General features: G+C 69.6%; 30 protein-coding genes. 14 read left to right on the top strand and 16 right to left on the bottom strand.

Annotation, left to right across the window (positions count from 1 at the left end):
- Nucleotides 1-345 precede the first annotated feature (345 nt).
- From ABZ078_RS30550 to ABZ078_RS30535, 4 genes are all read right to left on the bottom strand, one after another.
- A complete protein-coding gene (locus ABZ078_RS30550; protein ID WP_356580574.1) occupies nucleotides 346-1293 on the bottom strand; it encodes a cytochrome c oxidase assembly protein in 948 nt (315 codons plus the stop codon).
- Nucleotides 1294-1369: 76 nt separating this feature from the next.
- A complete protein-coding gene (efeB, locus tag ABZ078_RS30545) occupies nucleotides 1370-2596 on the bottom strand; it encodes an iron uptake transporter deferrochelatase/peroxidase subunit (RefSeq protein WP_356580534.1) in 1227 nt (408 codons plus the stop codon).
- Entirely contained in the window at nucleotides 2586-3086 is a 501-nt protein-coding gene (locus ABZ078_RS30540) for a copper chaperone PCu(A)C (protein WP_356580532.1), read from the bottom strand. Before ABZ078_RS30540 ends, efeB begins: the two co-directional genes overlap by 11 nt.
- Nucleotides 3083-3757 (bottom strand): SCO family protein, encoded by a 675-nt coding sequence (locus ABZ078_RS30535; RefSeq protein WP_356580530.1) that lies wholly within the window; start codon nucleotides 3755-3757, stop codon nucleotides 3083-3085. Before ABZ078_RS30535 ends, ABZ078_RS30540 begins: the two co-directional genes overlap by 4 nt.
- Nucleotides 3758-4296: 539 nt before the next feature.
- On the opposite strand from ABZ078_RS30535, the gene ABZ078_RS30530 reads away from it, so the two are divergent.
- Both ABZ078_RS30530 and ABZ078_RS30525 read left to right on the top strand, forming a co-directional pair.
- A complete protein-coding gene (locus ABZ078_RS30530) occupies nucleotides 4297-4536 on the top strand; it encodes an SHOCT domain-containing protein (protein ID WP_356580528.1) in 240 nt (79 codons plus the stop codon).
- 84 nt (nucleotides 4537-4620) lie between these two features.
- Nucleotides 4621-5283, top strand: a complete 663-nt coding sequence (locus ABZ078_RS30525; RefSeq protein WP_356580526.1) for a class I SAM-dependent methyltransferase — start codon at nucleotides 4621-4623, stop codon at nucleotides 5281-5283.
- 129 nt (nucleotides 5284-5412) lie between these two features.
- Here the strand turns inward: ABZ078_RS30525 and ABZ078_RS30520 are convergent, their stop codons facing one another.
- The 10 genes from ABZ078_RS30520 to ABZ078_RS30475 all read right to left on the bottom strand — a co-directional run bounded on the left by ABZ078_RS30520 (nucleotide 5413) and on the right by ABZ078_RS30475 (nucleotide 12890).
- A complete protein-coding gene (locus ABZ078_RS30520) occupies nucleotides 5413-5658 on the bottom strand; it encodes an SHOCT domain-containing protein (protein WP_356580524.1) in 246 nt (81 codons plus the stop codon).
- Between the two features lie 51 nt (nucleotides 5659-5709).
- Nucleotides 5710-6117 carry a DUF302 domain-containing protein gene (locus tag ABZ078_RS30515; RefSeq protein WP_356580522.1) on the bottom strand — a complete coding sequence of 136 codons (408 nt, stop codon included), beginning with the start codon at nucleotides 6115-6117 and terminating at the stop codon, nucleotides 5710-5712.
- A 1-nt stretch (nucleotide 6118) separates the two neighbouring features.
- Nucleotides 6119-7531: a rhodanese-like domain-containing protein gene (locus tag ABZ078_RS30510; protein WP_356580521.1), complete on the bottom strand. Its 1413-nt coding sequence runs from the start codon at nucleotides 7529-7531 to the stop codon at nucleotides 6119-6121.
- A gap of 696 nt (nucleotides 7532-8227) precedes the next feature.
- On the bottom strand, nucleotides 8228-8866 hold the full coding sequence (locus tag ABZ078_RS30505) for a DUF305 domain-containing protein (protein ID WP_356580572.1): 639 nt from the start codon (nucleotides 8864-8866) through the stop codon (nucleotides 8228-8230).
- Nucleotides 8867-8880: 14 nt separating this feature from the next.
- Nucleotides 8881-9513, bottom strand: coding sequence for a DUF3105 domain-containing protein (locus ABZ078_RS30500; RefSeq protein ID WP_356580519.1), 633 nt, complete (start codon nucleotides 9511-9513; stop codon nucleotides 8881-8883).
- Between the two features lie 115 nt (nucleotides 9514-9628).
- Nucleotides 9629-10084 (bottom strand): hypothetical protein, encoded by a 456-nt coding sequence (locus ABZ078_RS30495; protein WP_356580517.1) that lies wholly within the window; start codon nucleotides 10082-10084, stop codon nucleotides 9629-9631.
- Nucleotides 10075-10290, bottom strand: a complete 216-nt coding sequence (locus ABZ078_RS30490) for a hypothetical protein (RefSeq protein WP_356580515.1) — start codon at nucleotides 10288-10290, stop codon at nucleotides 10075-10077. The genes ABZ078_RS30495 and ABZ078_RS30490 overlap by 10 nt, the downstream gene beginning before the upstream one ends.
- A gap of 78 nt (nucleotides 10291-10368) precedes the next feature.
- Nucleotides 10369-11343, bottom strand: a complete 975-nt coding sequence (locus tag ABZ078_RS30485) for a M56 family metallopeptidase (RefSeq protein ID WP_356580513.1) — start codon at nucleotides 11341-11343, stop codon at nucleotides 10369-10371.
- Nucleotides 11340-11714, bottom strand: coding sequence for a BlaI/MecI/CopY family transcriptional regulator (locus tag ABZ078_RS30480; RefSeq protein ID WP_356580511.1), 375 nt, complete (start codon nucleotides 11712-11714; stop codon nucleotides 11340-11342). The genes ABZ078_RS30485 and ABZ078_RS30480 overlap by 4 nt, the downstream gene beginning before the upstream one ends.
- Nucleotides 11715-12515: 801 nt before the next feature.
- On the bottom strand, nucleotides 12516-12890 hold the full coding sequence (locus ABZ078_RS30475) for a BlaI/MecI/CopY family transcriptional regulator (protein WP_356580509.1): 375 nt from the start codon (nucleotides 12888-12890) through the stop codon (nucleotides 12516-12518).
- 845 nt (nucleotides 12891-13735) lie between these two features.
- Here ABZ078_RS30475 and ABZ078_RS30470 point away from each other — a divergent pair.
- From ABZ078_RS30470 to ABZ078_RS30445, 6 genes are all read left to right on the top strand, one after another.
- The gene (locus ABZ078_RS30470; RefSeq protein ID WP_356580507.1) at nucleotides 13736-13945 is read left to right on the top strand and encodes a metal-sensing transcriptional repressor; all 210 of its coding nucleotides are present in this window, start codon (nucleotides 13736-13738) and stop codon (nucleotides 13943-13945) included.
- A gap of 32 nt (nucleotides 13946-13977) precedes the next feature.
- Nucleotides 13978-14223, top strand: coding sequence for a heavy-metal-associated domain-containing protein (locus tag ABZ078_RS30465; RefSeq protein WP_356580505.1), 246 nt, complete (start codon nucleotides 13978-13980; stop codon nucleotides 14221-14223).
- Nucleotides 14220-16754 (top strand): heavy metal translocating P-type ATPase, encoded by a 2535-nt coding sequence (locus ABZ078_RS30460; protein WP_356580503.1) that lies wholly within the window; start codon nucleotides 14220-14222, stop codon nucleotides 16752-16754. Before ABZ078_RS30465 ends, ABZ078_RS30460 begins: the two co-directional genes overlap by 4 nt.
- A gap of 45 nt (nucleotides 16755-16799) precedes the next feature.
- Entirely contained in the window at nucleotides 16800-17504 is a 705-nt protein-coding gene (locus tag ABZ078_RS30455) for a response regulator transcription factor (protein WP_356580501.1), read from the top strand.
- Complete coding sequence (locus ABZ078_RS30450) at nucleotides 17497-18888, top strand: ATP-binding protein (protein WP_356580570.1); 1392 nt, start codon at nucleotides 17497-17499, stop codon at nucleotides 18886-18888. Before ABZ078_RS30455 ends, ABZ078_RS30450 begins: the two co-directional genes overlap by 8 nt.
- A gap of 447 nt (nucleotides 18889-19335) precedes the next feature.
- The gene (locus ABZ078_RS30445) at nucleotides 19336-19584 is read left to right on the top strand and encodes a DUF2933 domain-containing protein (RefSeq protein ID WP_356580499.1); all 249 of its coding nucleotides are present in this window, start codon (nucleotides 19336-19338) and stop codon (nucleotides 19582-19584) included.
- 390 nt (nucleotides 19585-19974) lie between these two features.
- On the opposite strand, the gene ABZ078_RS30440 is transcribed toward ABZ078_RS30445, so the two are convergent.
- Nucleotides 19975-20358: a class F sortase gene (locus ABZ078_RS30440; RefSeq protein WP_356580568.1), complete on the bottom strand. Its 384-nt coding sequence runs from the start codon at nucleotides 20356-20358 to the stop codon at nucleotides 19975-19977.
- A gap of 229 nt (nucleotides 20359-20587) precedes the next feature.
- Nucleotides 20588-21274 (bottom strand): DUF305 domain-containing protein, encoded by a 687-nt coding sequence (locus ABZ078_RS30435; RefSeq protein ID WP_356580497.1) that lies wholly within the window; start codon nucleotides 21272-21274, stop codon nucleotides 20588-20590.
- A 239-nt stretch (nucleotides 21275-21513) separates the two neighbouring features.
- Here ABZ078_RS30435 and merA point away from each other — a divergent pair, with 239 nt between their 5' ends.
- From merA to ABZ078_RS30405, 6 genes are all read left to right on the top strand, one after another.
- Nucleotides 21514-22953: a mercury(II) reductase gene (gene merA, locus ABZ078_RS30430; protein WP_356580495.1), complete on the top strand. Its 1440-nt coding sequence runs from the start codon at nucleotides 21514-21516 to the stop codon at nucleotides 22951-22953.
- 27 nt (nucleotides 22954-22980) lie between these two features.
- Nucleotides 22981-23397 (top strand): MerR family transcriptional regulator, encoded by a 417-nt coding sequence (locus tag ABZ078_RS30425; protein WP_356580493.1) that lies wholly within the window; start codon nucleotides 22981-22983, stop codon nucleotides 23395-23397.
- A 54-nt stretch (nucleotides 23398-23451) separates the two neighbouring features.
- Nucleotides 23452-23664, top strand: coding sequence for a hypothetical protein (locus ABZ078_RS30420; protein WP_356580491.1), 213 nt, complete (start codon nucleotides 23452-23454; stop codon nucleotides 23662-23664).
- A gap of 407 nt (nucleotides 23665-24071) precedes the next feature.
- Nucleotides 24072-24227 (top strand): multicopper oxidase domain-containing protein, encoded by a 156-nt coding sequence (locus ABZ078_RS30415; RefSeq protein WP_356580489.1) that lies wholly within the window; start codon nucleotides 24072-24074, stop codon nucleotides 24225-24227.
- A 358-nt stretch (nucleotides 24228-24585) separates the two neighbouring features.
- Nucleotides 24586-24936, top strand: a complete 351-nt coding sequence (locus ABZ078_RS30410; RefSeq protein WP_356580487.1) for an NADH-quinone oxidoreductase subunit A — start codon at nucleotides 24586-24588, stop codon at nucleotides 24934-24936.
- Nucleotides 24927-26354: a hypothetical protein gene (locus tag ABZ078_RS30405; RefSeq protein WP_356580485.1), complete on the top strand. Its 1428-nt coding sequence runs from the start codon at nucleotides 24927-24929 to the stop codon at nucleotides 26352-26354. The genes ABZ078_RS30410 and ABZ078_RS30405 overlap by 10 nt, the downstream gene beginning before the upstream one ends.
- Nucleotides 26355-26371 lie beyond the last annotated feature (17 nt).

Below are 26371 nucleotides of genomic sequence, written 5' to 3'. Positions count from 1 at the left end.
CGCGCACCAGAGCCACCATCGAACGTTCCGTGTCTCCCAGCTGAGCCGGACATCAGGGATCCACCGTGCGCGGGCCTGGGCAGCGGGAGGAGCTCCGGCTTTTGACATTGCTCTCCTCACCTGTGGGGGGTCGAGGCGATGGTGGTCCACTCGGCAGACAAGTCCGTGCTGACGTCCCTATCCGGACCAGACCATACTCCCGGCGAGATGCTTGCTCCGCACGGCGTGTGGGCCGACCGCGGCACCAGCAGCCGGACGTAGCCGACGCGAGAGGACGAGTCGCCGTGCACCGGCTGCTCTGTCCGCGGGCGGTCGTCACGCCCGGCGGCTCGCATCCGCCGCCAGTCATCGCCGGGAGTGGAGTGATGCGAGATAGGCGTTGTACGCGGCCAGTTCCCGGTCCCCGTCCCGGTCGGCCTGGCGGTCGTGCCGACGGGCCTGGCGCTGCTCGGAGCCGTGCCACTGGAACAACAGGGCGATCAGCACCAGCACGGACGGGACCTCACTGAATGCCCAGGCGATGCCGCCCGCCGCGTTCTGGTCGGTCAATGCCGAGACGCCCAGCGAGGCCGGCGGGTCCGCGTAGGTGTCGATCATCGGTGTGGAGGCCATCATCAGGGCGATGCCGAAGAACGCGTGGAACGGCATGCCCGCGAACAGTTCCAGCATCCGCATCACATGGCCGGGCCGGTGCGGACCGGGGTCCACGCCGATGATCGGCCAGAAGAAGACCAGCCCCGCCGCCAGGAAGTGCGCGTTCATGGCGATGTGTCCGGCCTTCGAGGCCATGAGGACATCGACCAGCGGCGTGAAGTACAGCCCGTACAGGCTGGCGATGAACAGCGGCACCGTGAACGCCGGATGGGTGATCACGCGTGCATAACGGCTGTGCAGCAGCCGCACCAGCAGCTCGCGCGGGCCGGTGCGCCCCCGGCCCGCGGCCGGCAGCGCCCGCAGCGCCAGCGTCACCGGGGCACCCAGCAGGAGCAGGATCGGCACCAGCATGCTGAGCACCATGTGCTGCACCATGTGGACGCTGAACAGCACCATGCCGTACGCGTTCAGTCTGGTGCACATCACCAGCACCACCGTCAGCACGCCCAGCACGAACGCCACTGTCCGCAGGGCCGGCCAGGCGTCCCCGCGGCGGTGCAACCGTGCCACGCCCCAGCCGTACAGGACCAGAACCAGCAGGCTTGCCGACAGGAAGAACGGCTCGCCGGTGAAGGCCAGCCCGCGCCCGAGCGTGAACGGCGGCAGATCCGTCGGCGTGCCGTGGCCACCGTGATCCATCGTCACTCCTCGATAGTCCCAGCTGTTACCTGCCATGGCGGAAGGCTGGGGCGGGCTACTCGTGAGCCCGGAGCGGTCAGGCTTCCAGCAGCCGCTGACCGACGTACTCGCCCTTGGCCGCCCCGCCCGGGACCGCGAACAGCGCACTGGCCTCGTGGCGGATGAACGCCGAGAGCGCGTCCCCGCGGTCGAGCTTGCGCTGGACCTGCACGAAACCCTTGAGCGGGTCGGCCTGCCAGGCGATGAACAACAGACCCGCGTCCGGCACGCCATCTGCGTCGATGCCGTCGTGGAAGGAGAACGGGCGGCGCAGCATCGCCGCCCCGCCGTTGGTCTCCGGCGCCGACGTCCGCACGTGCGCATCGGCCGCGATCAGGGCGTTGCCCGCAGCGTCGGTCTTGTTCAGGTCCACAGGGGTGGTCTCGGTGCCTCCAGAGAGCGGGGCACCGTCGGACTTCCGACGGCCGATGACCTTCTCCTGCTCGGTCAGGGACAGCCGTTCCCAGTCGTCCAGGACCATACGGATGCGGCGTACGACGGCGTACGAACCGTGCGCCATCCACCCCGGGTTTCCGTCGGCGGGGACAAAGATCCTCCGGTCGAAGTCCTCGTCCGTGGGTTTGGGGTTGTTGGTGCCGTCGACCTGGCCCATCAGGTTGCGAGCGGTCATTGGTTGCTTCGTGGCGCCGGGGGTGCGGTTGAAGCCGTTCATCTGCCAGCGCACCCGGGCCGCGTCCCCGGCTGCCTTCTGCAGGGCGCGCAGTGCGTGGAAGGCCACCAGACCGTCGTCCGCTCCGATCTGCACCCACAGATCCCCGTTGCTGCGCTTTGGATCGAGAGCGTCGGAGGTGAAGTCCGGCAACGGCGCCAGCGCCTCCGGGCGCTGCTTGGCCAGGCCGGTCCGGTCGAAGAAGCTGGATCCGAACCCGAAGGTGACGGTCAGCGAGGACGGGCCGGCGTCCAGTGCGACGCCGGTGTCGTCGCCCACCGGCTCGCCGGCCGTCAGCTTCTCCGCCGCCGTGGACCAGCGTCGTAGCAGCGCGGCGGCCGCCCTGCGGTCCGCGCCTGGCGCGAGGTCGAAGGCGACCAGGTGACCGCGGGCCTGCAGGGGCGTGGTGATGCCCGCCTGGTGCCGACCGTGGAACGGGACGGTGGCGGAGCCGACCGCGGCCAGGGCGGTCGGCGGATCGTCCTGGGTGACACGGACGCCGAGCGCACCGCCGCTCGCCCCCACCGCCAAGCCTGCGGCGCCTGCCGCGCCGACGGTGCCCAGCAGCCGACGCCGGGTGATGTCACTGCTCATGCGCGTGGTCCTGCTTCGGGTTGAAGGTGGGCGCCTCGACCGGGATATCAAGCGTGATCGCGGAGGTCTTGGCGAAGTGCAGCGTCACGGAGACACGGTTGCCCTCGACCGGCTTCCGGTCCAGGCCCATGAGCATCAGGTGGCTGCCGCCGCGTGCCAGTTCGAGACTGCCGTGGGCAGGGATCGCCAAGGATGTCATCTGCCGCATCTCGTCACCGACGGACTGGTGCATTGTGATGTCGGCGGTGAGGTCGCTGTTGACCGAGGTGAGTTCGTCGGCGGCGTCCCCGGTGTTGGTCACCGTCAGGTAGGCGCCCGCGATCTTTGTCGTCACCGGCTGTGGCATGAACGCACTGGAGACGGCGAGGTCGGGACCGCGCGACCCGAAGGGGCTTGCGAGCCCGGTGGTCACGCCGAGTGCGAGGACGGTGGCCAGCACCCCGGTGGCGATGAGGGCGAGGGGCGCCGCGGGGGTGCGGCGACCGGTCACGGAAGCTGTCCCTTGATCAGCTTGGGCAGGTCCTTGGCGTAGTCCTCCGCCGTGGCTTCCTGGCCGCTGTAGATGACATGCGCCGTGTCGTCCTTCGGGGAGAAGGCCAGGACCGTCTTGCCGTGCGTGGCGGTGACCTTGCCGTCCTTACTCTTCACGGGTGGCGCCATGCCCACGCCCACGCTGCGGGCGGCGGCCTCGACGGTCTTGTAGTCCCCGCTGAGCCCGATGAAGTCCGGGTTCCCGGCGCTGCGCAGCCACTTGCCCAGTTCCTCGGGCGTGTCGCGCTCGGGGTCGGTGGTGACGAACACGAACCGCAGCTTGTCCTGGTCGGCCTTGGGCAGGTCTTTGTAGGCGAGGGCGAGGTTGCTTACGGTCAGAGGGCAGGCGTCCGGGCAGTGGGTGTAGCCGAAGTACAGCAGCGTGAGCTTGCCCCCGGTCTCCTCGCGCAGGTCGAACTTCTCGCCGTGGGTGTCGGTGAGGACCAGCTCCGGCTTGGCGAACGGCTGGTCCAGGATAGTCGCGGCCTTCTCCGCGCCCGCGGTGGCCTCCACGGAGACAACGGGTTCGGCCCCACTCCCGGCCTCGGTTCCGGCGCCACTGCCGCAGGCGGACAGAGTCAGCGCGGCGCCGGCGCTGAGCGCGGCGGCGAGCACGGTGCGTCGACGCATGATGAACAAACCCCCAGGGGGTGGTGATGGTGATGGTCGTGCGGATGCTGCACACCCGCCCAAGACCTAAGTGCGTTAGGTGTTTGCTGAGGGAGTCTACGGCAGCCCGATTCGGGCGCGGCAGGCACCCCCACTGCCGTCGTGGGCCGGCTATGCGCGGACGTTCCAAGGGGCCGCCGTGGCGCCGGGCGGCGCCGAAGGCGGTACGGCCAATGCCGGGGGCCCGGGCATCGGGTCACGGCCCGGCGGTGGGCCGAGCGCGACTGGGGGGCATGGCGGGGGTGTCCGCACGGTGCGCCCTGTCGGCAGTGCCGGGAGCCCGCTCGGCTTGTCCCGTCGCGACCGGCATCGCCTCCCCACCATAACCTAAGTGAGTTAGGTTATGGTGGGGAGTTCATGGCGAGCCTCTGTCGCCTTTCGTCGGCGCGTCGGCCCTCGTTGCGCGAACTGACTACGTATTCGTAGTAGAGAGGGCCTCGGTGCTCTGCCACTGCGGCCGGACGCTGCACGCGCCATACAGCCGAAACAGGAGGTACACCGTGTGTGACGCGTCAGGAACTCTGGCTTGGTTCGGGGCGGTGCTGCTCACGCTGCTGCTCGTCGCCGGTGCGGTGGCGGCGCTGGGCCTGCGGCGCAGGCGGCCCAGGGTGGATCCGGGCCCGAAGGTGCCGCCCTTCGCGCTGGACCCTGCGCAGCAGCAGCTGCGCAGGCGGTATGCGTCGGGGGAGATCGAACGTGAGGAGTTTCTGCAGCGCAAGGTCGACCTGGAGTACTACTGACCACACCCAGTCCCTGGGGCACGGGGTATCGCAGCGCCCGTCGACGCGGCCGTTCCCAGTCCCCCGTCGAGCAAAGGAGTCGCCATGGACGAGGACGTCAGCACGACCGGTCGTTCCAACCTGCAGCACCCGCGCTTCGCACGCAAGTACCTCAAGCTTGCCGCCGAGGCGGACCGCCGCGGCGGCTCCGTGCACCGGCGCCGCCTGCTGGACGGCCTGACCGGGCGCGTCCTGGAGGTCGGCGCGGGCCAGGGCCGCAACTTCCCCCACTACCCGGACACCGTCACTGAGGTCGTCGCTCTGGAACCCGATGACACCCTGCGCGCCACCGCCGAGCGGTCAGCGACCCAGACCCGCGTGCCCGTCACCGTACGTGCTGGCCACGCCGGTGAACTTCCGGGTGAGGACGGAGAATTCAACGCCGTTGTGTTTTCGCTCGTGCTCTGCAGCGTGGACGACCCGTCCGCTGCACTGGCCGAGGCGACCCGGGTGCTGCGGCCGGGTGGCCAGGTCCGCTTCTATGAGCACGTCCGCTCGCGACGCCGGATCGCCGGACTGCTGGAGGACACCATCACCCCGCTGTGGCGGCGCGTCGGCGGCGGCTGCCATCCCAACCGGGACACCGAGTCGGCCATCCGCACCGCCGGCTTCACCGTCGACTACGTCGACCGCTTCGGCTTCGCCTTCTCCCCGTTGGTCCCGCGCACCGCACACATCATCGGCACGGCGACCAAGCCCCGGCCCTGAACCCTCGGTCGGCCACCGGCTGGCCGAGGCGGCGGGGGAGCCTTGACAGCGACGCAGCTGGAGGGACCGCGGAGCATTGGCTTGGCGAGCAGAGCGACGTGAGGGACGTGCTGTGGCGGGGGCGGGCGGTCAGCTCTTGTCGAGTCCGGACAGGCGTCGAAGATACTCCTCCTCACCGATCTCGCCTGCCGCGTAACGTCGCCGCAGGATTTCTTCGGGCCTCTCAGGAGCTACCTGCCGCCTGGGGCGGCTCTGCCCGGTGAGGGAGCGGACCGGCCAGGTCGCCCCGATGACCACAAGCCCCAGGAGGACGAAGGCCAGCAGTCCCCACAGGATCATCCAGGCGCCCATGCCGCTCATCATGTCGTTCATCATGATCGGCTCGTCTCTTTCCCCGCGTTCCTCGCGCTGCGGGAGTGTCGTCGTTTAGTCCTGTCCGGGCCGGTGGGCCAGTGCGTCGAGGGCGGCCTGGATGCGGGTGTCGGCCTCTTCGGCGACCGGTTGCACCTCCGGGCGTTCGGGCACGGTGACCATGACCTTGGGGTCGAGTGCCTGCACCAGGGTCTTGTCGTCTTCCGTGGTGCGGACGACAACGTTGCAGGGCAGCAGCAGGCCGATGGCACGCTCAATGTCTAGGGCGCGGTGGGCCAGTTGCGGATTGCAGGCGCCGAGGATGACGTAGTCCTCCATGTCCTGGCCGAGCTTGTCTTTCAGCGTGGCGCGGACGTCGATCTCAGTGAGGATGCCGAAGCCCTGTTCCTTGAAGGCTTCCTTGACTTTGGGTACAGCCTGGTCGTACGGCAGGTCGAGGGTGATGGTATTGGCGTAGTCCATGTCAGTTGTCCTTGTCCGGGGGTATCTCGATGGGGTAGTCGGCGGCCTTCCACGCGGACATTCCGCCGAGCACGTTGAGTACGGGCAGGTCGCGGTGTGCGGCCAGCAGGCTGGCGGCGACCGAGGAGCGGTAGCCGGAGCCGCAGGTAACGGCGAGCGGTTTGCCGTCCGGGGCCTCCTGGAGCCGGTCGGGCAGTTCGGCGCCGGTGATGAAGCGGGCGCCGGGCGCGTGCCCTGCGGCCCATTCGGCAGGCTGGCGGACATCCAGCAGGTTTACCTCACCGGCCTGCAGGTGCTCGTGGAGTTCTTGCACGGTGATCTGCGGGATACTCTCCAACGGTTCGGCGGCGGCGCGCCATGCGGTCATGCCGCCGGCCAGCCAGCCGACGGGCGTCTCGTAGCCGATGCGCAGCAGGTCCCAGACCGCCGACCACATGTGATCGGGGTCGTCGAGGACGAGGAGCACGCGGGCGTCTTCGGGGAGTACGGTGCCTGCCCAGGTGGCGAAGGAGGGCCCGAGTGCCACGTTGAACGCGCCGGGGACGTGGCCGCCGCCGAATGCCTCCGGTGAGCGGGCGTCCAATACCGCGGTGCCGTCATCTCGGGCCTGTTTGAACTGCTCAACCCGCAGGGCGGGAGGCTCCCGGAGCGCGCCGAGAGTCCGGACGCCGGCCAGGTTCTGCGCACGCATCCGGCGCCAGTACGGCGGCACGGCGGGCAACTCTTCCATCCGCAGACAGTCCTCGACGAACTGCGTCGTGGAGTCGATCTCGGTGAGCAACGGGTTGGTGCGCCGCTCATAGCCGACCGTGGTGGACAGTCGGCTGCCGATGCTGCCGCCGCACAGCGACCCGGCCACATGGGTGGGAAAGACCTCCACGTGGTCGGGCAGGGGAAGAATCTTGTTCTGCAAAGTGGAGCAGAAGGCCCGGGCAGACTCCTCGGCCTGGGCGTGCCCGCCGAGCAGGTCGGGCCGGGCCAGGTCGCCGACCAGCAGGGCGCCGCCGGACAGGAGCAGGGCCGGTTCGTCCGCGCTCAGCGACCGGTCGTAGACCAGGAGGCTGAGATGCTCCGGGGTGTGCCCGGGAGTGTGAAGTACCTGAATGCCGACATCACCGATCTCAAACTGTTGCCCGTCGCGCAGCGGCCGGTGGTCATAACCCAGGTCGGCCCTGGCCGGCGCGAGCAGTTCCGCGTCGGTGCGGGCGGCGAGCTCGGTGAGCCCGGACAGGTAATCGTTGTGACCGTGCGAGTCCAGCGCGTAGCGTATCCGCAAGCCCTGACGGCGAGCCTGAGCCAGGTAGTTCTCGATGTCCCGCCGGGGATCGAATACCAGCGCCTCTCCGGTGCTCTCCGATCCCAGCAGATACGAGGCATGCCCCAGACCTTGCAGATGGAACTGGTGGAAGAACATCACTCCACACCCTCAGTAGTTCATTCGGTGCGCTGCGGCGCCCGCCGGTCGGCCGATGCGCGTTAGGCGGTATGCACCGGCAACCAGTGGGGCCCGTCCTGACCGCGTTCCTTGGCGAAGGATTCATTTGGCCCCACCTCTTCACCGCCGCCGGTACCCGTCGCATGAGACGCCATGCCCGCGCAGGACGGACGGACCACGGTAAGCCGGGCGCTGACAGGGGCGGCGAAGCGAGGGTTGCCAAGAAGCATGCGTCGGCTGCTGGACGAGGGCCCAGGGGGTGCAGGTCAGCGGATGCCGCGACGGCTCCCGGTGGACGGTGCGGTTCGCAGGACGCCGTGCGGTGCTCATGCGACGGTTCTGGAAGACCGGGTTCCCTCGATACCTACCGGCACCCGTCGCGGCGGGTAGGCTGGTCGGCCCCTGGTTGAAGGTACAGGTGACGCGTCTGCGTCCCGCCTTGGCGCTCGGCTGGTCCTTTGCGCAGGGCTGACAGCCCCGCCGACTTACACCGACGTGCTGTACGCCAGCCCCGAGACCCGGACGCCGGCCGGGTTGCTGCTGTACGGCGCCGGGTCCCGCTGATCCTGGAGGCCCGGACCGGGGCGGCGCTGCGGATGTGGCGAGCCGTTCATGTCTGACCGCCGCTTCCCGCGCCGCCACCGGACGGGCGCCCGGTCGGCCGGAGCCCGGAGGTCACTGCGGTGCGCTTGCTCCGCGGTCGGCGAGCATGTCGGCCATGAGCTTCATCTCCGACTGCTGGCCACGGACCATGCCCTCCGCCAGCCGGACGACCGTGGGGTCCTCGGCCAGGTCGGCGCCGCCCTGGGCCATCTCGATGCCCCCTTGGTGGTGCGCGGTCAGCAGTTGCAGGTAGAGCACCTCCGCGTCCTTGCCCTCGGTGTTGCGCAGCTTGTCCATCTCGGTGTTGGTGGCCATGCCCGGCATCAGTGAACCGTCGTGGGGCTTGTAGTCCATGTCGTGGTTCATCCAGGCCATCGGCGATTCCTGCGAGGACTTGGGCAGTCCCCAGGCGTCGAGCCGTCCGAGGAGCATGCCGCGCTGGTTGGCCTGGGTGTTGATGATGTCGTACGCCAGGCGCCGCACGTCCTCGTCGTCGGTGCGGTCGCGCACGATGAACGACAACTCCACGGCCTGCTGGTGGTGGACCGCCATGTCGCGGGCGAATCCGGCGTCCGCCGAGTCCGCACCCGGGGGCGTGGCGTCGGCGCGGGAGGACGTCATTGCCACCAGGGCGAGGACGGCCAGGCACAGGGCGAGCGCGGCTGCGGCGTACGGCAGCCACCGGCTGGGAGTGCGGGTAATCGCGGTCATGTCGGTCGTGTCGCTCACGCCATGCTCCCACCGGTGCAGGCGGCGCCCGGCTCCGGCGTCTGCTCACCCTGCACGTACTTGTCGAGGAACCGGTCCACACGCGGGTCAGACGCCTTGTCGACGTTCAGCTGGTGCCCCCAGGCGGTCAGGGTTATGGGCGAGGACTGGTCCTTGTAGGGGCTGAGGAACGAGTACGGCGTCGTTGTCACCTTCTCGGTCAGCGTCTTGACGTCCGCCTCGGCGGCCTTGTCGTTGTAGGTGATCCAGACCGCGCCGTGCTCCAGGGAGTGCACGGCGTTCTCCTCGTTCACCTCCTCCGTATAGACCTCGGCGTCGCAGTTGAGCCAGACCGGGGCGTGGTCGCCGCCCGCGGCCGGGCTCATCGGGTAGTCCACCTGCTTCTGCACGTGGTTCTGGCTCAGGTCGGACCAGGTCTGCTCGCCCTTGACGGGGACGGCCTTGGCCTCCTCCTTCTCGTTGGCGGTGTTGAGCAGATACCAGACGCCGCCGACGACGCCGGCGAGTATCACCGTGGAGGCAGTGATCGCCAGGATTCGGTTGCGCCTCTCGCGGGCCTGTTCGGCGCGGCGCATCTCCGCGATACGGGCCTTGCGGTCCGCGCTCTTGGCTTTCGAGTTGGAACCCATGATGTCTGTCCTTCTCCCGCCGTCGCAACGAAAGGCGCGGCGGTGCTGCTGATCTGAGGATGGTCGTTGCACGAAGCCGGGGATGGCACGTGTGTACGCTCTCCGGCCGGGCGTGCTACACCCGCAGAACTTGCAGCTGATGAAGACCGGGTGGTCGGGATGCCGGGCTGCCGCGGACAGCGGCAGTGGCGGCCCGCACCGGCGCGGCCGTCGTGACCGTCTGCTCGCGAGCAGGTACGGTGCACGGGCCGGGATGGGCAGAACCATCGTGGACCCGAGCGGGCAGGCCGCTGTCGCAGTGGCCGCGGCCGCTCTCGCGTGCGCACTCCTCACAAGCGGCCTGGCCGCCCATGCCCGCCGTGGAGACGCCATGGCCCACCATGCTCACCTGCGGTGCAGCGGGACTGTCCGGTGCCATACCCGGGGACATCTGGACGGCCATGGCGGCGCCGCACAGCACGGTGGCGAAGGCCAGAACTGTCAATGCGACGGCCAGCAGCAGCGCGAAGAGCTCCCGCGTGCCGCGGCCGGCAAGGCGCGGCGGGCGGGGTGGCGAGATCGTCAGCGCCACCGGGTGAGTCCGAAGAGCACCAGCACGATGCCGCCGACCTGCCCGTAGGTGTGGTGGGGATCGAAGGGCAGTACGACGAAGCCCAGCATGTTGCCGAGCAGAGTTGAGGCGAACAGCCCGATCCCCAGGCACAGTGCCGTCCACATGACGATCCGGTCCCGGCGGTGGACCGCCTGCGCGTTCCTGGCCGTGGCGCACTTGGGCATGCGGGTCACTCCCATTACCTAACCTTCATAGGTGATAGGGGTGAAGTTATCAGATGGCCGAGTCCGGCCTCGGAGGAATCACGAGGAACGCTGGGCGACGGGGGTGTCGGGCAGCGGGCAGGTGGTCATGCTGGTCGCGGCCACCGCAGGCTGGGCCGCCAGCACGATGGGGAGGGCCAGCGCCGTGCCCGCCACCAGCGCCCCGGTCCAGACGACCGCGCGGCGCAGTGGCCGCTGCGGTCCCAGGAGCCGCCGCACGCGGCCGGCCACCTGACCGCCGGAAGCTGCCAGTGACGCCACCGGTACCCCCGCCCCGGCCAGCTCGACCAGCGCCCCGGCCAGGGTGAGCGAATCGGTACGGTCCGTCGCCTCGTCGTCGGCGGCCATCTCCACCAGCCGCCGCGTCTCCTCCGCAGCGGTACGGAACAGCGGCACTCGCGGGAAAGCCCGCTCCAGCGCCTCCGCGAAGGCCAGGACCAGGTGGTGCCGCTGCCGGATGTGCGCCTGCTCGTGGGCGATCACCGCATCCAGTGCACGCGGCTCGAGTGCGGCGAGTGCCGCCGAGGTCAGTACGATCCGGTTTCCGGTGCCGGGCAGGCAGTACACCGCCGGGCGGTCGTCCTCCAGGACGGTCACGTCAAGATCGGGGTGCGCGCGACCGACCATCGCCAGCACTTCGGCGTGACGACGGCGTTCTCGCCGCGCCTGCCACAGGGACGCTCCCAGGCACCAGCCGACGCGGCCCACCACAGCCAGGGCCAGGACCGTCCCGGTCGCGGCGGCCATCGCGCCGCCCGGCGCGGCGTACTGCGCGCGCAGCGCCATCACGCACGCGTGCAGCATGTCGGCCAGGTTGCCGCTGACCGGCACTGTGGGCACGGCCAGGACGAGCCCCGCCAGCGCCACCGAGACGACGACCGTGGCGGTGAGTGCCTGCCACGCCCAGATAGCCAGCCGCGGCGCCCGCGCCGCCCAGCCCTTGAGACTCAGCAGCGTCGGGGCCTGAGTGCCGACCAAGGCGGCGTAGCCAAGCAGCAGGACCGCGACCCTCATGAGCGGCTTCCCTCCCTGCGTGCGGCGAGCGCCGTCCGCAGTTCGTCGACCTCGGCCTCGTCCAGCTCGTCGAACAGCCGTACCAGTGTCGCGGCGCGGTCGGCACCGGTCGCCCAGACCTGGTCGATCAGCGACGCCGCGTACTCTTCGCGGTTCTTCGTGGCCTGGTAGCGGAAGGCCCTGCCGTCCTTGGCCCGGGCCAGCCAGCCCTTGCGGTGCAGGATCTCCATCACCGTCTGCACCGTGTTGTACGCCAGCGGCTGCGGCCGACCCTGGTTGAGACGCTCCAGCACCTCACGCACCGTCAGCGGACTCCGAGCATCCCACACCACATCCATGATCGCCTGTTCGAGTTCCCCGAAACCCCGCATCCCGGCCGCCTTCCTCCACGAAAAACCTAAGCGCCATCGTACGTGCCGCCCAGGCGGCGTCCAGGTCCAGCTGGCTCCCGTGATGCTCACGGTGCCCACCGCTGGGCCGGGTAGGAGGCAGGAAGTCCTGCTCAGCCCCCAGCCGCCGGGGCGGCCGATGGCGGCCACAGGTCAACGGGGGAGGCTGGTGCCTGGTCGGGGCATGCTGTTGCTCACACCTCGTGCGTGATGTGCCTGGACGCCTCCATCCCACCTTCGGCGATGACTCGATGTCGCTCAGCCTGGTGAGCGTCGTGGTCGTCTTCCTAGCCGGCGACGCGCTGGGCTCCGCGGCAGTGACGCCGGGCGGCGTCGGCGCGGCGGAGGCAACCCTGACGGTCGGCCTGATCACCGCCGGCGTCCCCAGCGAAGGGCCGCCCCGCTGTGCTGCTGTCCTGGCTGCTCAGGCTGTGGCTGCCGGTACTGCCGCTGGGTCCTCGTCAGCTATCCCACGCGCAAGGGTTCGCTTTGAACCCGCACGCGACAGCATCCTGCGCACAGAGGCCGGCAAGACCCTGCTGCCGTAACCGGGACGGCAGTACGCCGCCGTCCGGCCGTCACACCAAGGCCGGCCTGCCCGGCCAATGCCCGGCGGCGCAATGTCAGGCCCGATCAGCAGGGCGCGGTTCAGCACCGCGCGCGGCACGCCGGCGGCGACCTGGGCGGCCAGCGCCCCCGAGCCTGGGCGCCCGCTCGGTCCCGCGGGCCCGACCAGCAGCACCGGAGCCGGCACCGCGGGATAGTCGACCAAGAGCGCGGTCGTCATGAGCTGTCCTTGGCTCGGTGCTCGGCGAGCGCGGTCCGCAACTCAGAGAGCTCGGCCTCGCCCATCTCCTCGAACAGGCGAATCAAGGTTGCGGTGCGGTCCGCGCCCGTGGCCCATACTTGGTCGATCCGGGAAACCGCGTACTCCTCACGGCTCGACGTCGCTCTGTAGCGGAAGGCGCGGCCGTCCTTGGCCCGCGCCAGCCAGCCCTTGCGGTGCAAAATTTCCATCACCGTCTGCGCCGTGTTGTACGCCAGCGGCTGCGCCCGGTCGCGGTTCAGCCGCTCCAGCACCTCGCGCACCGTCGGTGGCTGGTCCGAGGCCCAGATCACATCCATAATCGCCTGCTCCAGCTCCCCGAAGCCCCACATCCGGACACCTCCTTCCACAAAAACCTAAGTTGCATAGTACTTACGTCTCGTGCCCCGGCGTTCTCCCCGGGAATTGCTGCATTCCAGGAGGCAATGCGCGCAGGGGCGCTGTCGCGGCGCGCAGGAGCCGGCTCCAGCGCGGGGCGCGCCGGAGCCAGCTTCAGCGTCCTTTCCGTACCGCCTGACGGGGCAGCTCGAACAGGCCCGCGGAACAGGTGGCGCTACTCGGTGTTGCCTCAGACGGCGGTGGGTCCGGGTGCGAAGGTGGGTCCCTGGGTGCCGATGGGTATGCGCGACCGCCTGTGGTGGTCGTCGAGGACGGTGCCGCCACAGGGCGGATGATGAACGCCAGGACTGCTGTGGCGCTCGGTGCCCTCTTTGCCCTTGTCCAGGAGGGCGCGCGCGAACGCGGCCAGTGGCTCATCTCGCCCGCCGGTCCGGATTCCCGAACTACGGCACCGAGGCACGGCTGATGTGGACTGTGGGCCTCGGCAGAAAGTAGGGCCAGCCAGTCAGCCAGCCGGTCCAGGCAGCAGCCCTCCCGCGCCGCAGCAATCCGAGTCCTGGCCCGCTGATTCGCGTTGCAGTGTTCACGAAGCTCGCTGTTCCGGATCGCTGGCGCCGATGGTCTGCTGTTCCACCGACATGGCCGATCTCGCGTCCCCTGCCACAGACCGCTCGGCTTGGTCGACTGCTCGGCTCGATCATGCTTGCTGCTCAGTCCCTGCAGCGGTGCTAGGGATCGGAGCAGGCGGGCGTTGTGAAGAGGCGATGAAGCCACCATGTGCGGGCTCTGTGCACCGCCGTTATCCGGAATCCCACGGCTTCCCTAGCCGTCCGGGCAGGTGCAGGGCATCTCCCGGATGGTGAGAGAGGGCCGGCACTGCGTCGAGGTCCTCGACCAGCTGGCCGCGGCGCAGAAAGCCCTGGACGCGGCGTCGCGCCAGGTGGTGCGTCACTGCCTGGAGCACACCGTGGCCGAGGCCGCGGCGGACGGGGGCGGCGACCCGAGCGTCCTCGATGAGCTGATGACGGTGCTGTTCAGGCACCGCTGACCGTTGCTGGATCAGAGCAAGGAGTGAGGCCCATGTCCAGTGTGATCACGCTGTCCGTTCCCGGGGTTTTCTGCGGGAACTGCCGCCAGGTCATCCGCAGCGCGGTCGGTGCCCTGTCCGGAGTGTCCCCCGTGCGGGTGGATCTTGAAGACAAGACGGTGACCGCCGCCTACGAACCAGCGACGGCCCTGCCCGGCATCGTGTTCGCGGTCGAGGACGCCGGTTACTCCATCGCCGGATACCGGGTCGGGCACCAGACGGAGAGGAGCGTGGTATGAGCGCCGCGGACATTGGGGTCCTGGTCGGGGCCGGCGGACTGATCGCCCTGCTCGGCTGGTTCTTTTTCGGTCCCAAGAGGAGGCAGCTTGCCGAAGTCGTGGGCGGCATCCAGGAGGTCGGGATCACGGTGAAGGGCGGGTACTCCCCGGACGTCATCCGCGTCCACCAGGGGGTTCCGGTACGTCTGGTCTTCGACCGGCAGGAGAGCGGGGAGTGCACCTCACGCGTGGTCTTCCCCGACTTCGCCGTGTCGAAGTCGCTGCCGGCGTTCGGCAAAGCCGTCGTTGAGTTCGTTCCCGACAAGGCCGGCCGGTTCGGTTTCGCCTGCGGGATGAACATGGTGCGCGGCGAACTGCTGGTCGAGACCGGTTCCGGTGACGGCCAGGCGGCACCGAGCCCTCCGACGGAGGAGGTACTGCGCGTACCGCCCACTCCCGTTCCCGGCGGTGAGGAGGCCGCCGGCGCGGAGGACTCGGAAGCCGAGACGCGGCAGGAGGAGATCCGCGATCTGTCCCGGCGGGTGCTGGTCGGGGCGGTGTTGTCCGCGCCCGTCGCGGTGGCGGTCATGCTTCACGAGTTCCTCGGCGTCGGCGTGCCGGAGCTGCTGTTGGACCGTTGGTTCCAGTTCGCGTTGATCACGCCGGTGATGTTCTACACGGGCTGGCCGATCCACCGCACCGGGTGGCTCGCGCTGCGCAATCGCAGCGCCGAGATGAACACGTTGATCACGTTGGGGACGACCGCGGCCTACGGTTACAGCCTGGTGGCCACCGCTGTGCCCGGCCTGCTGCCCGCCGATGTGCGAGAGGTGTACTACGAGGCGGTCGGCGTCATCCTCACCCTGATCCTGCTGGGCCGCCTGTTCGAGTCGAAGGCCAAGGCCGGCACCGGGCAGGCGATCCGCGAGCTGCTGGGCCTGCAGGCCAGGACGGCACGGGTGTTGCGGGACGGGACGGAGATCGAAGTGCCGGTCGAGGACGTCACTGCGGGCGACATCGTGGTGGTCCGCCCGGGGGAGAAGGTGCCCGTGGACGGAGTCATCGTCGAAGGCCGCTCCACACTGGACGAAGCCATGGTGACTGGGGAGTCGATCCCGGTGACCAAGACCGTGGGCGACGAGGTCGTGGGAGCGACCGTGAACCAGACCGGGGCCTTCCGCCTGGAGGCCACCAGGGTCGGTGCGGACACGACGCTCGCGCAGATCGTGCGGATGGTGCAGCAGGCGCAGGCGTCCAAGGCGCCCATCCAGCGGATCGCCGACCTGGTGTCCAGCTACTTCGTGCCCGCGGTGATGTTCATCGCAATCGCCTCGTTCGCCCTCTGGTACCTGGTCGGGCCCGCTCCGGCCCTGACGCTCGGGCTCGTCTCCGCCGTGGCTGTGCTGATCATCGCCTGCCCGTGTGCCCTGGGCCTGGCGACACCACTGTCGATCATGGTCGGTACCGGCAAGGGCGCCCAGGCAGGCATCTTGATCCGCTCCGCCGAGGCACTGGAGACAGCGCATCGGCTCCAGACGATCGTGCTGGACAAGACCGGCACCATCACCCAGGGCCGGCCTGTGCTCACCGACGTAGTGCCGGTGAGTGCATTCGCTGAGGACGAACTCGTACGCCTGGTCGCCTCCGCCGAGCACTCCTCCGAGCACCCCCTCGGCCAGGCGATCGTGCAAGGCGCCGCCGAGCACGGCATCGATTTGGCCCGGGTGAGCGAGTTCGACTCGGTCACCGGCAAGGGCATCACCGCCACCGTCGAAGGGCGCAGCCTGCTGGTGGGCAAGGCCGCCCTGCTCAGCGAGACGGGCATCGACACCACGCCGCTGCAGGCCGACGCCAACCGGCTCTCCGCCGAAGGCAAGACCCCCGTCTTCGCCGCCATTGACGGTCGGCTCGCCGGCGTGGTGGCGGTCGCGGACACAGTCAAGGAGGACTCGGCGGCTGCTGTGGCCGAGCTCAAGCGTCTCGGCCTCGAGGTCGTTATGATCACCGGCGACAACCGGCACACCGCCGAGGCCATCGCCGCCGAGGTCGGCATCGAGGGGGTGCTCGCCGAGGTGCTTCCCGAGCACAAGGCCCAGGAGGTACGCCGCCTTCAGGACGAGGGCAAGCGGGTCGGCATGGTCGGCGACGGCATCAACGATGCCCCGGCCCTCGCCCAGGCCGATGTCGGCTTCGCCATCGGCACTGGCACCGATGTCGCAATTGAGGCTTCCGACATCACCCTCATCTCCGGCGCGCTGGGCGGGGTCGTCACGGCCGTAGCCTTGAGCCGGGCCACCATGCGCAACATCCGCCAGAACCTGTTCCTGGCCTTCGTCTACAACACCGCCGGCATCCCGCTCGCGGCCGGCGCCCTCTACCCCCTGACCGGCTGGCTGCTCAGCCCGATCATCGCCGCGGCGGCGATGGCCCTGTCATCCCTGTCCGTGGTGGGCAACGCCAACCGGCTGCGCACCTTCGCCTCCAAGCCGCTTCCCGCCGCGCAGCAGCCGCAGCGGCCAGAGCCGGTCGCAGTACGAGCAGGCGCGGCATGAGCAACCAAGCCCCGAGGCGGAAAACGAAGAAGGAAAGGAGCACCCGTGACCGCGACTGTGCTGGTCGTCGACGACGAGGCCAAGCTGCGCGCTCTGGTACGCGACTACCTGGAACGCGACGGCTACACGGTGCTGGAGGCCGGGGACGGCCGCCAGGCCCTGGACCTCGCCCGCACCGCCCACCCTGACCTGATCATCCTCGACCTCGGCCTCCCCGGCCTGCCCGGTGAAGAAGTCGCCCGGCTGCTGCGCAAGGACAGCAACGTGCCGATCGTGATGCTCACCGCCAAAGCCAGCGAGAACGACCGGATCATGGGGCTGCGCACCGGCGCCGACGACTACGTGGTCAAACCCTTCAGCCCGCGCGAACTGGTCGCCCGCGTCGAGGCGGTCCTGCGTCGCACCGGGGCCGGGCGCGGCGCGGCTGAGGAGGCCGCAGCCGTCTCGTACGGAAGTGGCCGGCTGGGCATCGACACCGAGCGCCGCGAGGTGCACGCCGACGGCCAGCCGGTGGAGCTGACCCGCACAGAGTTCGATCTCCTGGCCGCCCTGGCCTCGCGGCCCGGCCGAGCCTGGACCCGTCTGGAGCTGGTCGGCCGAGTCCAGGGTCACACCTTCGAGGCGTACGAGCGCACCATTGACGTACATGTGAAGAACCTGCGCCGCAAGCTCGGCGACACCCCACCCTCCCGCGTGGTGGTCACCGTTCCCGGCATTGGCTACAAACTCGGGATCGACCGTGATGCGTGACCTGCTGCGCGGCCGCTTCGCCCGCCGGCTCGCCCTGGCCTTCGCCGCTCTGGGCATCGGCGCGGCGGTGCTGACGGCCGTGCTGGTCAACACCGCCTTCAACGCCCGCTTCGAGGACTACCTCGACGCGCAGCAGCGCGTGCAACAGCAGCAGCTCGTCGGATGGTTCGCGGCCGACTACGTCCGCGAAGACGGCTGGAACCCAGCGACGCTCAACCAGCTCGCGCCGACGGTGACTATGACAGGCTCCGAGGTGGAGCTCCTCGATTCCTCCGGACGGCGTGTCTGGTCGCTCGCCGACGCCGACGTGGATGCTGCCACCCTCGCCATGCACCGGGCAATGATGGGCACCGGTGACCTCGGCCCTCCCCGTAGCGTGCCCGTCACCGTGGACGGACAGCGAGTCGGCACCCTTCAGGTTCGCGTCCCCCAGGGCATGATCCCCGCGGTCGACAGGGACTTTCAGGCATCCGTCAACCGTCTGCTCATCGCAGGAGCCTTCACCGCGGGCCTGATCGCCCTCGCCGTCGGTCTCTACACCGCCCGGCGGGCCACCGCCCCCATCGCCGAACTCACCCACGCCGCCGAAGACCTGGCCGCCGGCCAACGCGACCGGCGTGTGACCACCGTCCCCGACAACGAGATCGGCCAACTGGCCACCGCTTTCAACACCATGGCGGACCGGGTCGAGAAGGAGGACGAACTGCGGCGCCTGTTCGCATCCGACGTCGCCCATGAACTGCGCACCCCGCTTGCAATACTGCGCAGTGAACTGGAAGCCGTACAGGATGGCATCCGCGAACCCACGCCCAAGGTCATCGGCTCGCTTCACGACGAGACGCTGCGCCTGGGCCGGCTCATCGCCGACCTGGAGACCCTCGCCTCTGCGGACGCCGCCGCCTTCACCCTCGAACGCCGCCCGCTGTCCCTTGCCTCCGTCGTCCGCGACACCATCACGAGCCTGGCTGGCCGTTTCTCGGAGGCCGGGGTCGCCCTGCGTACCGACGTCACGGACGTCACTGTCGACGGCGACCCGGTCCGCCTGCGCCAGATCATCACCAACCAGCTCACCAACGCCCTGAAGTTCGTCCCTCAAGGCGGTACCGTCACCGTCGGCCTGCACGAGGACAACGGCTGGGCCGAACTGCGCGTCGCCGACACCGGCCCAGGTATCCCGGCCGAAGACCTCCCGCACATCTTCGACCGCTTCTTCCGCAGCCGCACCGCCCGCGCGGACGGCTCCGGCATCGGACTCGCCGTCGCCGCCGAACTCGTCTCCGCCCACGGCGGCACCATCACCGCCACGAGTGCCCCCGGCCACGGCACCACCTTCACCACCCGCATCCCCGCCCGCTCCGAGAGGCCGGTGCGTCTGTCACATTGAGCGCTTCAGCGGGTGGCACGGCCCGCACCCCATGCCGCCGTCCACAACCGACGCCTAGGGACTTAAGGATCGCCCGCTGGGTGGCTGGCAGACCCGGGAAGATGACGCCGCCCGGCTCGGTTCCGCGGCAGCTCAGGGCTTCTCGAAGGGCGTGGTGGCGTGGTCGCGCTGTTCGTACAGGACTGGGCACATGGGTCCGAGGAAAGGCGTCGAGGGCTGCGAAGGGGGATGAAGGCGCTGTGAACCATCGCGTGTTATTCGCTCCGTAGCCGAGGGGGCGAGGGCCCGAAGCCTGCCTCGCGGGCCGGTGGGGCAGAGGGCCGCTTGCAGGGCAGGGACCGACTCGGTCTCAGAAGAGGCGAGGTTTCGTTGGGGGCGGGGAGCGGCACACGAAGGACAGAACTGCGGTTCCTGCACCTTCAGCCCGCTCTCAGCTTGGAGTAGGCCATGACCAACAAGCGCCATTACGGCCTGTACGCGCTAGCGCTCGCTATCGCCTTCGTCGGTGCTCTGGCGCTCGGGGTGCCCTCCGGAACGCTTGCCATCCTGACCTTGATCGCAGCCTGCCCGCTGATGATGTTCTTCATGATGCGCGGTAATCAGGACGGCCACAGCGACAACCGGAACACGGATAAAACCGACCCGATACACAAGGGTGATCAGCATCCGCGTCGATCACCACACCGTCGGCCATAACAGCCCTGACCGCTCGTTCGGCGATCGGTGGACAAACAGAGGTGCCGCCCATGGAAGCCTGGCCTGGATCCTGCTGCTCCTCGCGATCATGATCACCGCCATCTGCGCCGTAGATCTCGCCCGGCGCCAGAGACGGGATACCCGGCAATCGGCACGCTCACTTCACTGCATCGCCCCCGCTCTCCTCGTAGCAGGTCTGCTGCCCGTCCCCGCCCTGCTGGCCACCGACGCACCCGCGACCGCCTGGGGCCTATGGGGGGCGACCATCACCACCGCCAGCTTGGTCTATGCCGTCGCTGACACCTATCGCGACGTACCTGACTCGCGGGGACAGTGCCGAAGAGGGTGACGCGAACTCCTGCCTTGACCGGTGCCTGCCGGGGGCGGTCACTATATGGCAACTGCGTCGATGTAGAGACGATCGCGGTAGCCGCTGCCGGGCCGGTAGGGCCCAGTGCAGGTGATGAGGACCAGGCGAGGCGGGCCACCCGTGCCGACCATCTCTTCGGGGATTGCGCCGCCACGGCGGACCGTGACCGTGCGCACCCGGTAACGGACCTCGCCGCCGACACGGGTACCGAGCCTTACGATGTCACCGGCTCTGGCGCGGGTCAGGGGAGCGAAAACCGCAGCCCCGCGCCCGGTGTCAAGATGCCCGGCGATGATGGTGGTGCCTCGATGGGCGCCCGGCGGCGCGGAATCTCGCCACCAGCCCGCCGAGCGCCCATCGCCGGGTACCCCGAGACGACCATCTGCACCTACCGCGACCGGCACCACAGCGGCATCGAGTGACACTGCGGCAAGTGACAGGCGGGCCGGCACCCTGCCCGCCACTTGCCGGGTATCGGAAGGCGACAGGGGTGCCGGAACGAGCCGAGCCGGCGCGGGAGCGGTCGGATGCGTCGGGACGTCGCCAGCCGCGAGAGCAGCCACCCACAGCCACGTGGCCGCCAGCGCCCAGACCGTTCGGCCGGCGCGCCCGGTCAAGGTTCCCGACCCGCTCTCAGTGGCGACGTAGGCGCCGGCTGAGCCGGGTGGCGATCAGTGCCGCAGCCACCCCGCCCGCGGCGAGCCATCCGGCGTTGCCGTCTGTGCTGTTGTTCGTCTCCGCTGTGGCCAGGCCGCCTTGGCCGGTGTCGACCGTGATCGCCCGTTCGGCGACGACCGCCTTGAACTGGCCGCTCTGCTGCGACTGGGTCTCGTGCATCTCATTGCACATCGCCCGCAGTTCGCCGTGCGCGGCCTGCTTTCGGCACTGGTCCGCCTTGGGCAGGAACATGCTGTTGTGGTGGATGAAGTGACGGGCCATTTCCACGTCGAAGGCGCGGCCGGACATGCCGCGAAGCTTGTCCATCATCTCCATCATCGGCTGGGTCATCGGGGGCATGCTGGGTGTCTCGTCCGTGCCGTACCAGGCCCTCAGCCAGGAGCGCATCCGGGTGATGTCCTCGGACTGGGTGTCCTTGATCCGTCCGCAAAGGCCCCGCAGATCTGCCCGTGTCGCCTTGTCCACGCACATCTGTGCCATGTGGACACCGCCGAAGAGATGGTCGACGGCGGAGGTGAGGAACTCCTTCTCCTTGAAAGTCGTGTCCCCGTCCGCGACAGCGGTGGGTGCGCCGACGACGGCGAGGCCGGCGGCCATGAGGGAGGCCACGCACGCGCGGGCGATGGGTATTCGGCAGTTCATGATGCTCCGATCTGCGAGTGAACAGGTCGCAAGGCGGATACCTCCCAACCCGTCGGTAGCCCCCAGCAGCCGCCAGGATTCACTCGCACGCACCGCGTGTCCCACCCGCACGGCCCCACCGCGCCTGCGGCGCGCCCCGCGACGAAGAGACCGTTCGCCGTAGGAGGCTTAAGAGATGTTCGGGAAAGCGCATACAACGGTTTCGGTTACACGGGGCCCGCAGGCGAGGAGGTGCTGCGGTGAGCGCAGCGGACAGCAGGTTCGACCTGGCGATCATTGGATCTGGCGGCGGGGCGTTCGCCGCTGCGATAGCCGCGCGGCGCCAAGGCCGCTCGGTGGTGATGGTCGAGCGAGCCACCACCGGGGGGACGTGCGTGAATACCGGATGTGTGCCATCCAAGGCGCTGCTGGCCGCCGCTGAGGCCCGCCGCAGCGTGCTGGAGGGGCAGCGTTTCCCCGGCATCCGTACGGAGGCCGGGGCGGTGGACTTCGACGCGCTGATCGACGGCAAGGACAAGCTGGTCCAGGAGATGCGGGCGGACAAGTACACGGACTTGGCCGCCGAGTACGGCTGGGACATCCTTAAAGGCACCGCTCGCTTCACCGGCAGCCCGGGCAGCCCCGCCCTGGAAGTGGCGCCGACCGACGGCGGCGGCACCCGCCGGATCGAGGCCGCGCACTATCTGGTCGCCACCGGCTCCGCTCCGTGGGCGCCGCCCGTGGATGGGCTGGAGGAGGTCGGCTACCTGACTTCCACCACCGCCATGGATCTTGACGTACTGCCGGAGAGCCTGCTGGTCCTCGGTGCCGGGTACGTCGGGCTGGAGCAGGCCCAGCTGTTCGCCCGCCTGGGCACCAAGGTCACCGTGGCGGCCCGCAGTCGGCTGACCTCCGGCGAGGAACCCGAGATCTCCGCCGCCCTTCAGGACGTCTTCGCGGACGAGGGCATCACCGTCCACACCCACACCCGCCTGATCGGGGTGCGCCGGGACTCGGACGGGATCGTGGCCACCGCCCTCACCGGCGACCGCCGCGAGTTCCAGCTGCGCGCCGCCGAGCTGCTGGTGGCCACCGGCCGTCGTCCGGTCACCGACGGCCTGGAACTGGACGCGGTCGGCGTCGAAACCGGCGAGCGGGGCGAAGTCGTGGTCGACGAGCAGCTGCGTACAGCGAACCCGCGGATCTGGGCGGCCGGGGACGTCACCGGGCACCCCCAGTTCGTCTACGTCGCCTCCGCTCACGGCGCGCTGATCGCCGACAACGCCTTCGCCGGTGTTGGGCGCACGGTGGACTACCACCACCTGCCCAGGGTCACCTTCACCAGCCCGGCCATCGCCTCCGCCGGCCTGACCGACGCCGAGGCCATCGCCCAGGGCTACACCTGCGACTGCCGCGTCCTGCCGCTGGAATACGTGCCCCGGGCGCTGGTCAACCGCGACACCCGCGGCCTGATCAAGCTCGTCGCTGACGCCTCCACCGGCCGCCTGCTGGGCGCGCACGTCCTGGCCGACGGCGCCGGTGACGTCATCGCCACCGCCGTCTACGCGCTGGCGGGCGGGATGACGGTGCAGCAGATGGCCGACCTGTGGTGCCCGTACCTGACCATGGCCGAGGGCCTGAAGCTGGCCGCTCAAACTTACACCCGAGATGTCACCAGGCTCTCCTGCTGCGGCAGCTGAAGCCGCTGGGATTGAATCGGATCATGAGTGGAAGCCGGGCGCGGCCGAACGGTGGGCGAGCCGTCCCGTCAGACGGGGGTGCCGTTCAAGACGCTGCGCGAGTACACCGACCTCGGGCTGATCTACACCCTGGGCCGAAGCCCGGCCAACTACCGGCTCTACACCGCCGACGCCCTGTGGTGCGTGCGGTTCATCGGCGACCTGCGCGGCCTGGGCCTGACCGTCGCCGAAATCCGCGAACTGACCACGGCGTATCTCGGCAGCCCCGACGGACCGGTGGCCTCGCACCTGGCCGAGCTGCTGCACTGCTCCCGCGAACGGCTGCACCAGCGCCTCGCCGCCCAGCAGCGGATCCTGGACCGGATCGAGCAGTTCCAGGCCGAACACCAGGTGGACTTGGCGGAGGAAGACCAGTGCTGGGCCGGCGACCCGCTGTGCACTTGACCCTCACCCCGGGGGCAGACCCTGCGGTCCCACGCATCGGACCCATCCACCCACTTGGCCGCCCGCTTCACCGACTCGCTCACCAGCGACCCCGGTCTGGAACTGGCCCTGCTCCGGCCGCTGTTGACGCTGTTGACAGTCGGTGAGCCGGTCACCGCTGACCAGCTCGCCGCCGAGATCGGCCGCGCCCGTGAGGAGTTCCGCCAGGCTCTGACGGCGATGCCCGACACCGCCCACACTGACGGCTTCCGGGTCCAGCACCAGTGAGTGGGCGCCCTCCTGGTGGCCATGGGCGAGCGGTACGATGTCCTGGTCACCCTCGCCGACGGCGTCTTCCCGCTGGTCGCGTTCGCCGAGGGCAAGAACACCGCGACATGCCCTGGTCCGCACCGGGTCCGGCGGCGCGCCCAAGCCCACCGGCCGCCTGCAGGAACTGGATGGCATCATCATGACCACATCTCAGCTACGGCGGCCGACGAGGCGCGGCTGGAAACGAGGAAGGCCGACCGCGTCCACCGCATCGGACTGGCTGGCGGCATGGACACGTACGCCTGGGGCATCAACGGCAAACGGTTCGGCATGAAAAACCCGACTGCCAGCCCTCTTATGGTCAACCAGGGCGAACGCGTCCGTCTGGACTTCGTCAACACCACGACCATGTGCATCCGAGGCACTTGCACGGTCACACCTACCAGCTCGGCACCGGCGGCCCTCGCAAGGACACCACCATCGTCCTGCCGAAGACGACGGAGTCGGTGGTTTTCGACGCGGACAACCCAGGCCAGTGGATGCTGCACTGCCACAACGCCTGCAAGGCGAAACCGGAATGACGGCCCTGGTGGCCTACCAAGCCTAATGGCGCAGCGACCTGGGCCGGCAGGGGCCTGTTCTGCCGGCCCAGGCCCCACCCCGGGTTGCCGCGACGTGGCCGATCCCGAGCGGGAAACTTCTTCCGCGTTGCGGCGTGCCCTGTCCTTCCCGGAGACCAGAGTCGGAAAGCTACACAAGGACGCAGGCCCGCCGCTCGGATTACACATGCCCCACGGGGTACGCGACCGGTCCGGACGACGCAGGAGAGGATGCGCAGATGGCCGTACAGTGCGCCGTGCCACGACGAGGCCGCCACCGGCCTGCCAGCCCGGTCAGGCACGGACCCCTGCCGCCCACCTGCCAAGACGGTGAGGCGCCGTGAGCGGGATGACGGCGGCGCTGTCACTGCTGGGGGTGGCCGCGCTGGCGGTCGCCGGTGTCTACGGGGCTGCCTGGGCGGCGCGGTTGTCCGCCGATCCCGTGTCTGCCGCGCCGTTCGCGTCGGGGCTGGAGCCGGTCGAGCACGCGGTGAGCCGTTTCCACGTGCGCTGGTACACCGTCACGATGCTGTTCCTGGCCTTCGACATGGAAATGGTCTTCATGTACCCGTGGACGCGGGTGATCTCCGCGATGGGGCCCAGTGCGGTGATCGAGATGTTCGTCTTCCTGGCGGTTCTGCTCGCCGGGGTCGTCTATGCCTGGCGGGAGGGGGCACTGCGATGGACGTGACCGGTCTCGCCCTGCGCGCTGCTGCCGCGCGGCCTCGGGTGCTGCTGGCCACGCTGCCGGGCGGAACGGCTGCGCGGCTTGAAGCCGAGCGCTTGGCACGGCTGCGGGACTGGCCGCTCGCCGACACCCCGGCCCAGGCGGATCTCCTGCTTGTCTTGGGCGACAGCCCTGCCCTTCACGCGGCGGTGGACCGGTTCTGGCAGGACATGTCCGCGCCTCGCACCCGCCTGCACGTAGGGGAGGCCGGCGATGTCGAGGCCGCGTTGGCGGCCGGACGGATCCAGCTCGGCTCACCGGCTGTTCAACACCGGCATGCTGAAGCGTCCGCCGAAACGGTCCGGGACGACGATGGCGGCCGCCCGCACCGTCAGGGGTCTTCCGGCAGTGCCCACAGCCACGACGAGGGCGCGGACAACCGCAACGCCGGTGCGCCCGGCGAGCCCGACGACGGCCACGACCCCGGTGCGGACGCGCCCCACGGGGGCGGCCGGGCCCCCGGTGGCCACAACGACGAGGCCGCCGAGAACCACGACGGTCACGGCGGCCATGACGGTGACGGCAGTCACGACGATCACGGCACTCATGGGGGGCACGGCGGTCGCGGTGGCGGGGAGATGGAGATGCCAGGCGGGCTGCCGATGGCCGAGCAGGGTGAGGACCGTGACGGTTTGATGCTCGACCGCCTGCACGTGCCGTTGGGGCCGCTGCTCGCCGACTGGCCGGCCGGTCTGACCGTCAAGCTGACCCTGCAAGGCGACGTCATCCAGGAGGCCGACATCGAGGATCCACTCACGGCTACGGAGGGATCGGCCCTGCCGTTCTGGGTGGAGCCGTGGCTGCGCGCAGCTGAAGGGGAGCCGGTGAGCGCTGGGGAGGCGGCGCGGCGGCGGGCGGCTGCCCATCTGGACAGTCTGGCTCGGCTGCTGTCGGTGGCCGGCTGGCCCGCCGAGGTGACCGCAGCGGGGCGGCTGCGCGACGATCTCCTCGGCGGTGCCCCGGGTGCGACGGTCGCCTCCCGGCTGGACCGCTTCGCGCACCGGGTAGGACGGTCGCGGACACTGGCCTGGCTGACCCGCGGAATCGGCAGCATCAGCGCCGACGAGGCGCAGAAGGCCGGGGTGAGTGGACCAGCGGCCCGGGCCGACGGAGACGTGACGGCCCGCTACCGGCAGTGGCTTGCTGACGTCCGCCGAGACGTGGGGCGGCTGGAGGACTCCGCAATGCTTCGACCAAGGGTGGACGAAAGTCCTCGCGGCCACTGGAAGAACGACAGCCCGCCGTCCGCCGCGCTGATTGCGCTGCTGCCGCGTCTGCTGACGGGAGCCGAGCTGGCCGCGGCCCGTCTCATCGTGGCCAGCCTGGACCCGGACTTGGACGAACTCGCCGCAGGCAATCGGGGGGTGATGGCCTGTGGTTGAGGCAGGCGTGTGGTGGA

Origin of the sequence: Streptomyces sp. NPDC006385 (genome assembly GCF_040612485.1) — a bacterium.
Taxonomy (GTDB): domain Bacteria; phylum Actinomycetota; class Actinomycetes; order Streptomycetales; family Streptomycetaceae; genus Streptomyces.
Note: the sequence above shows the minus strand (reverse complement) of the source record. Positions and strands in the feature narration are given on the sequence as shown.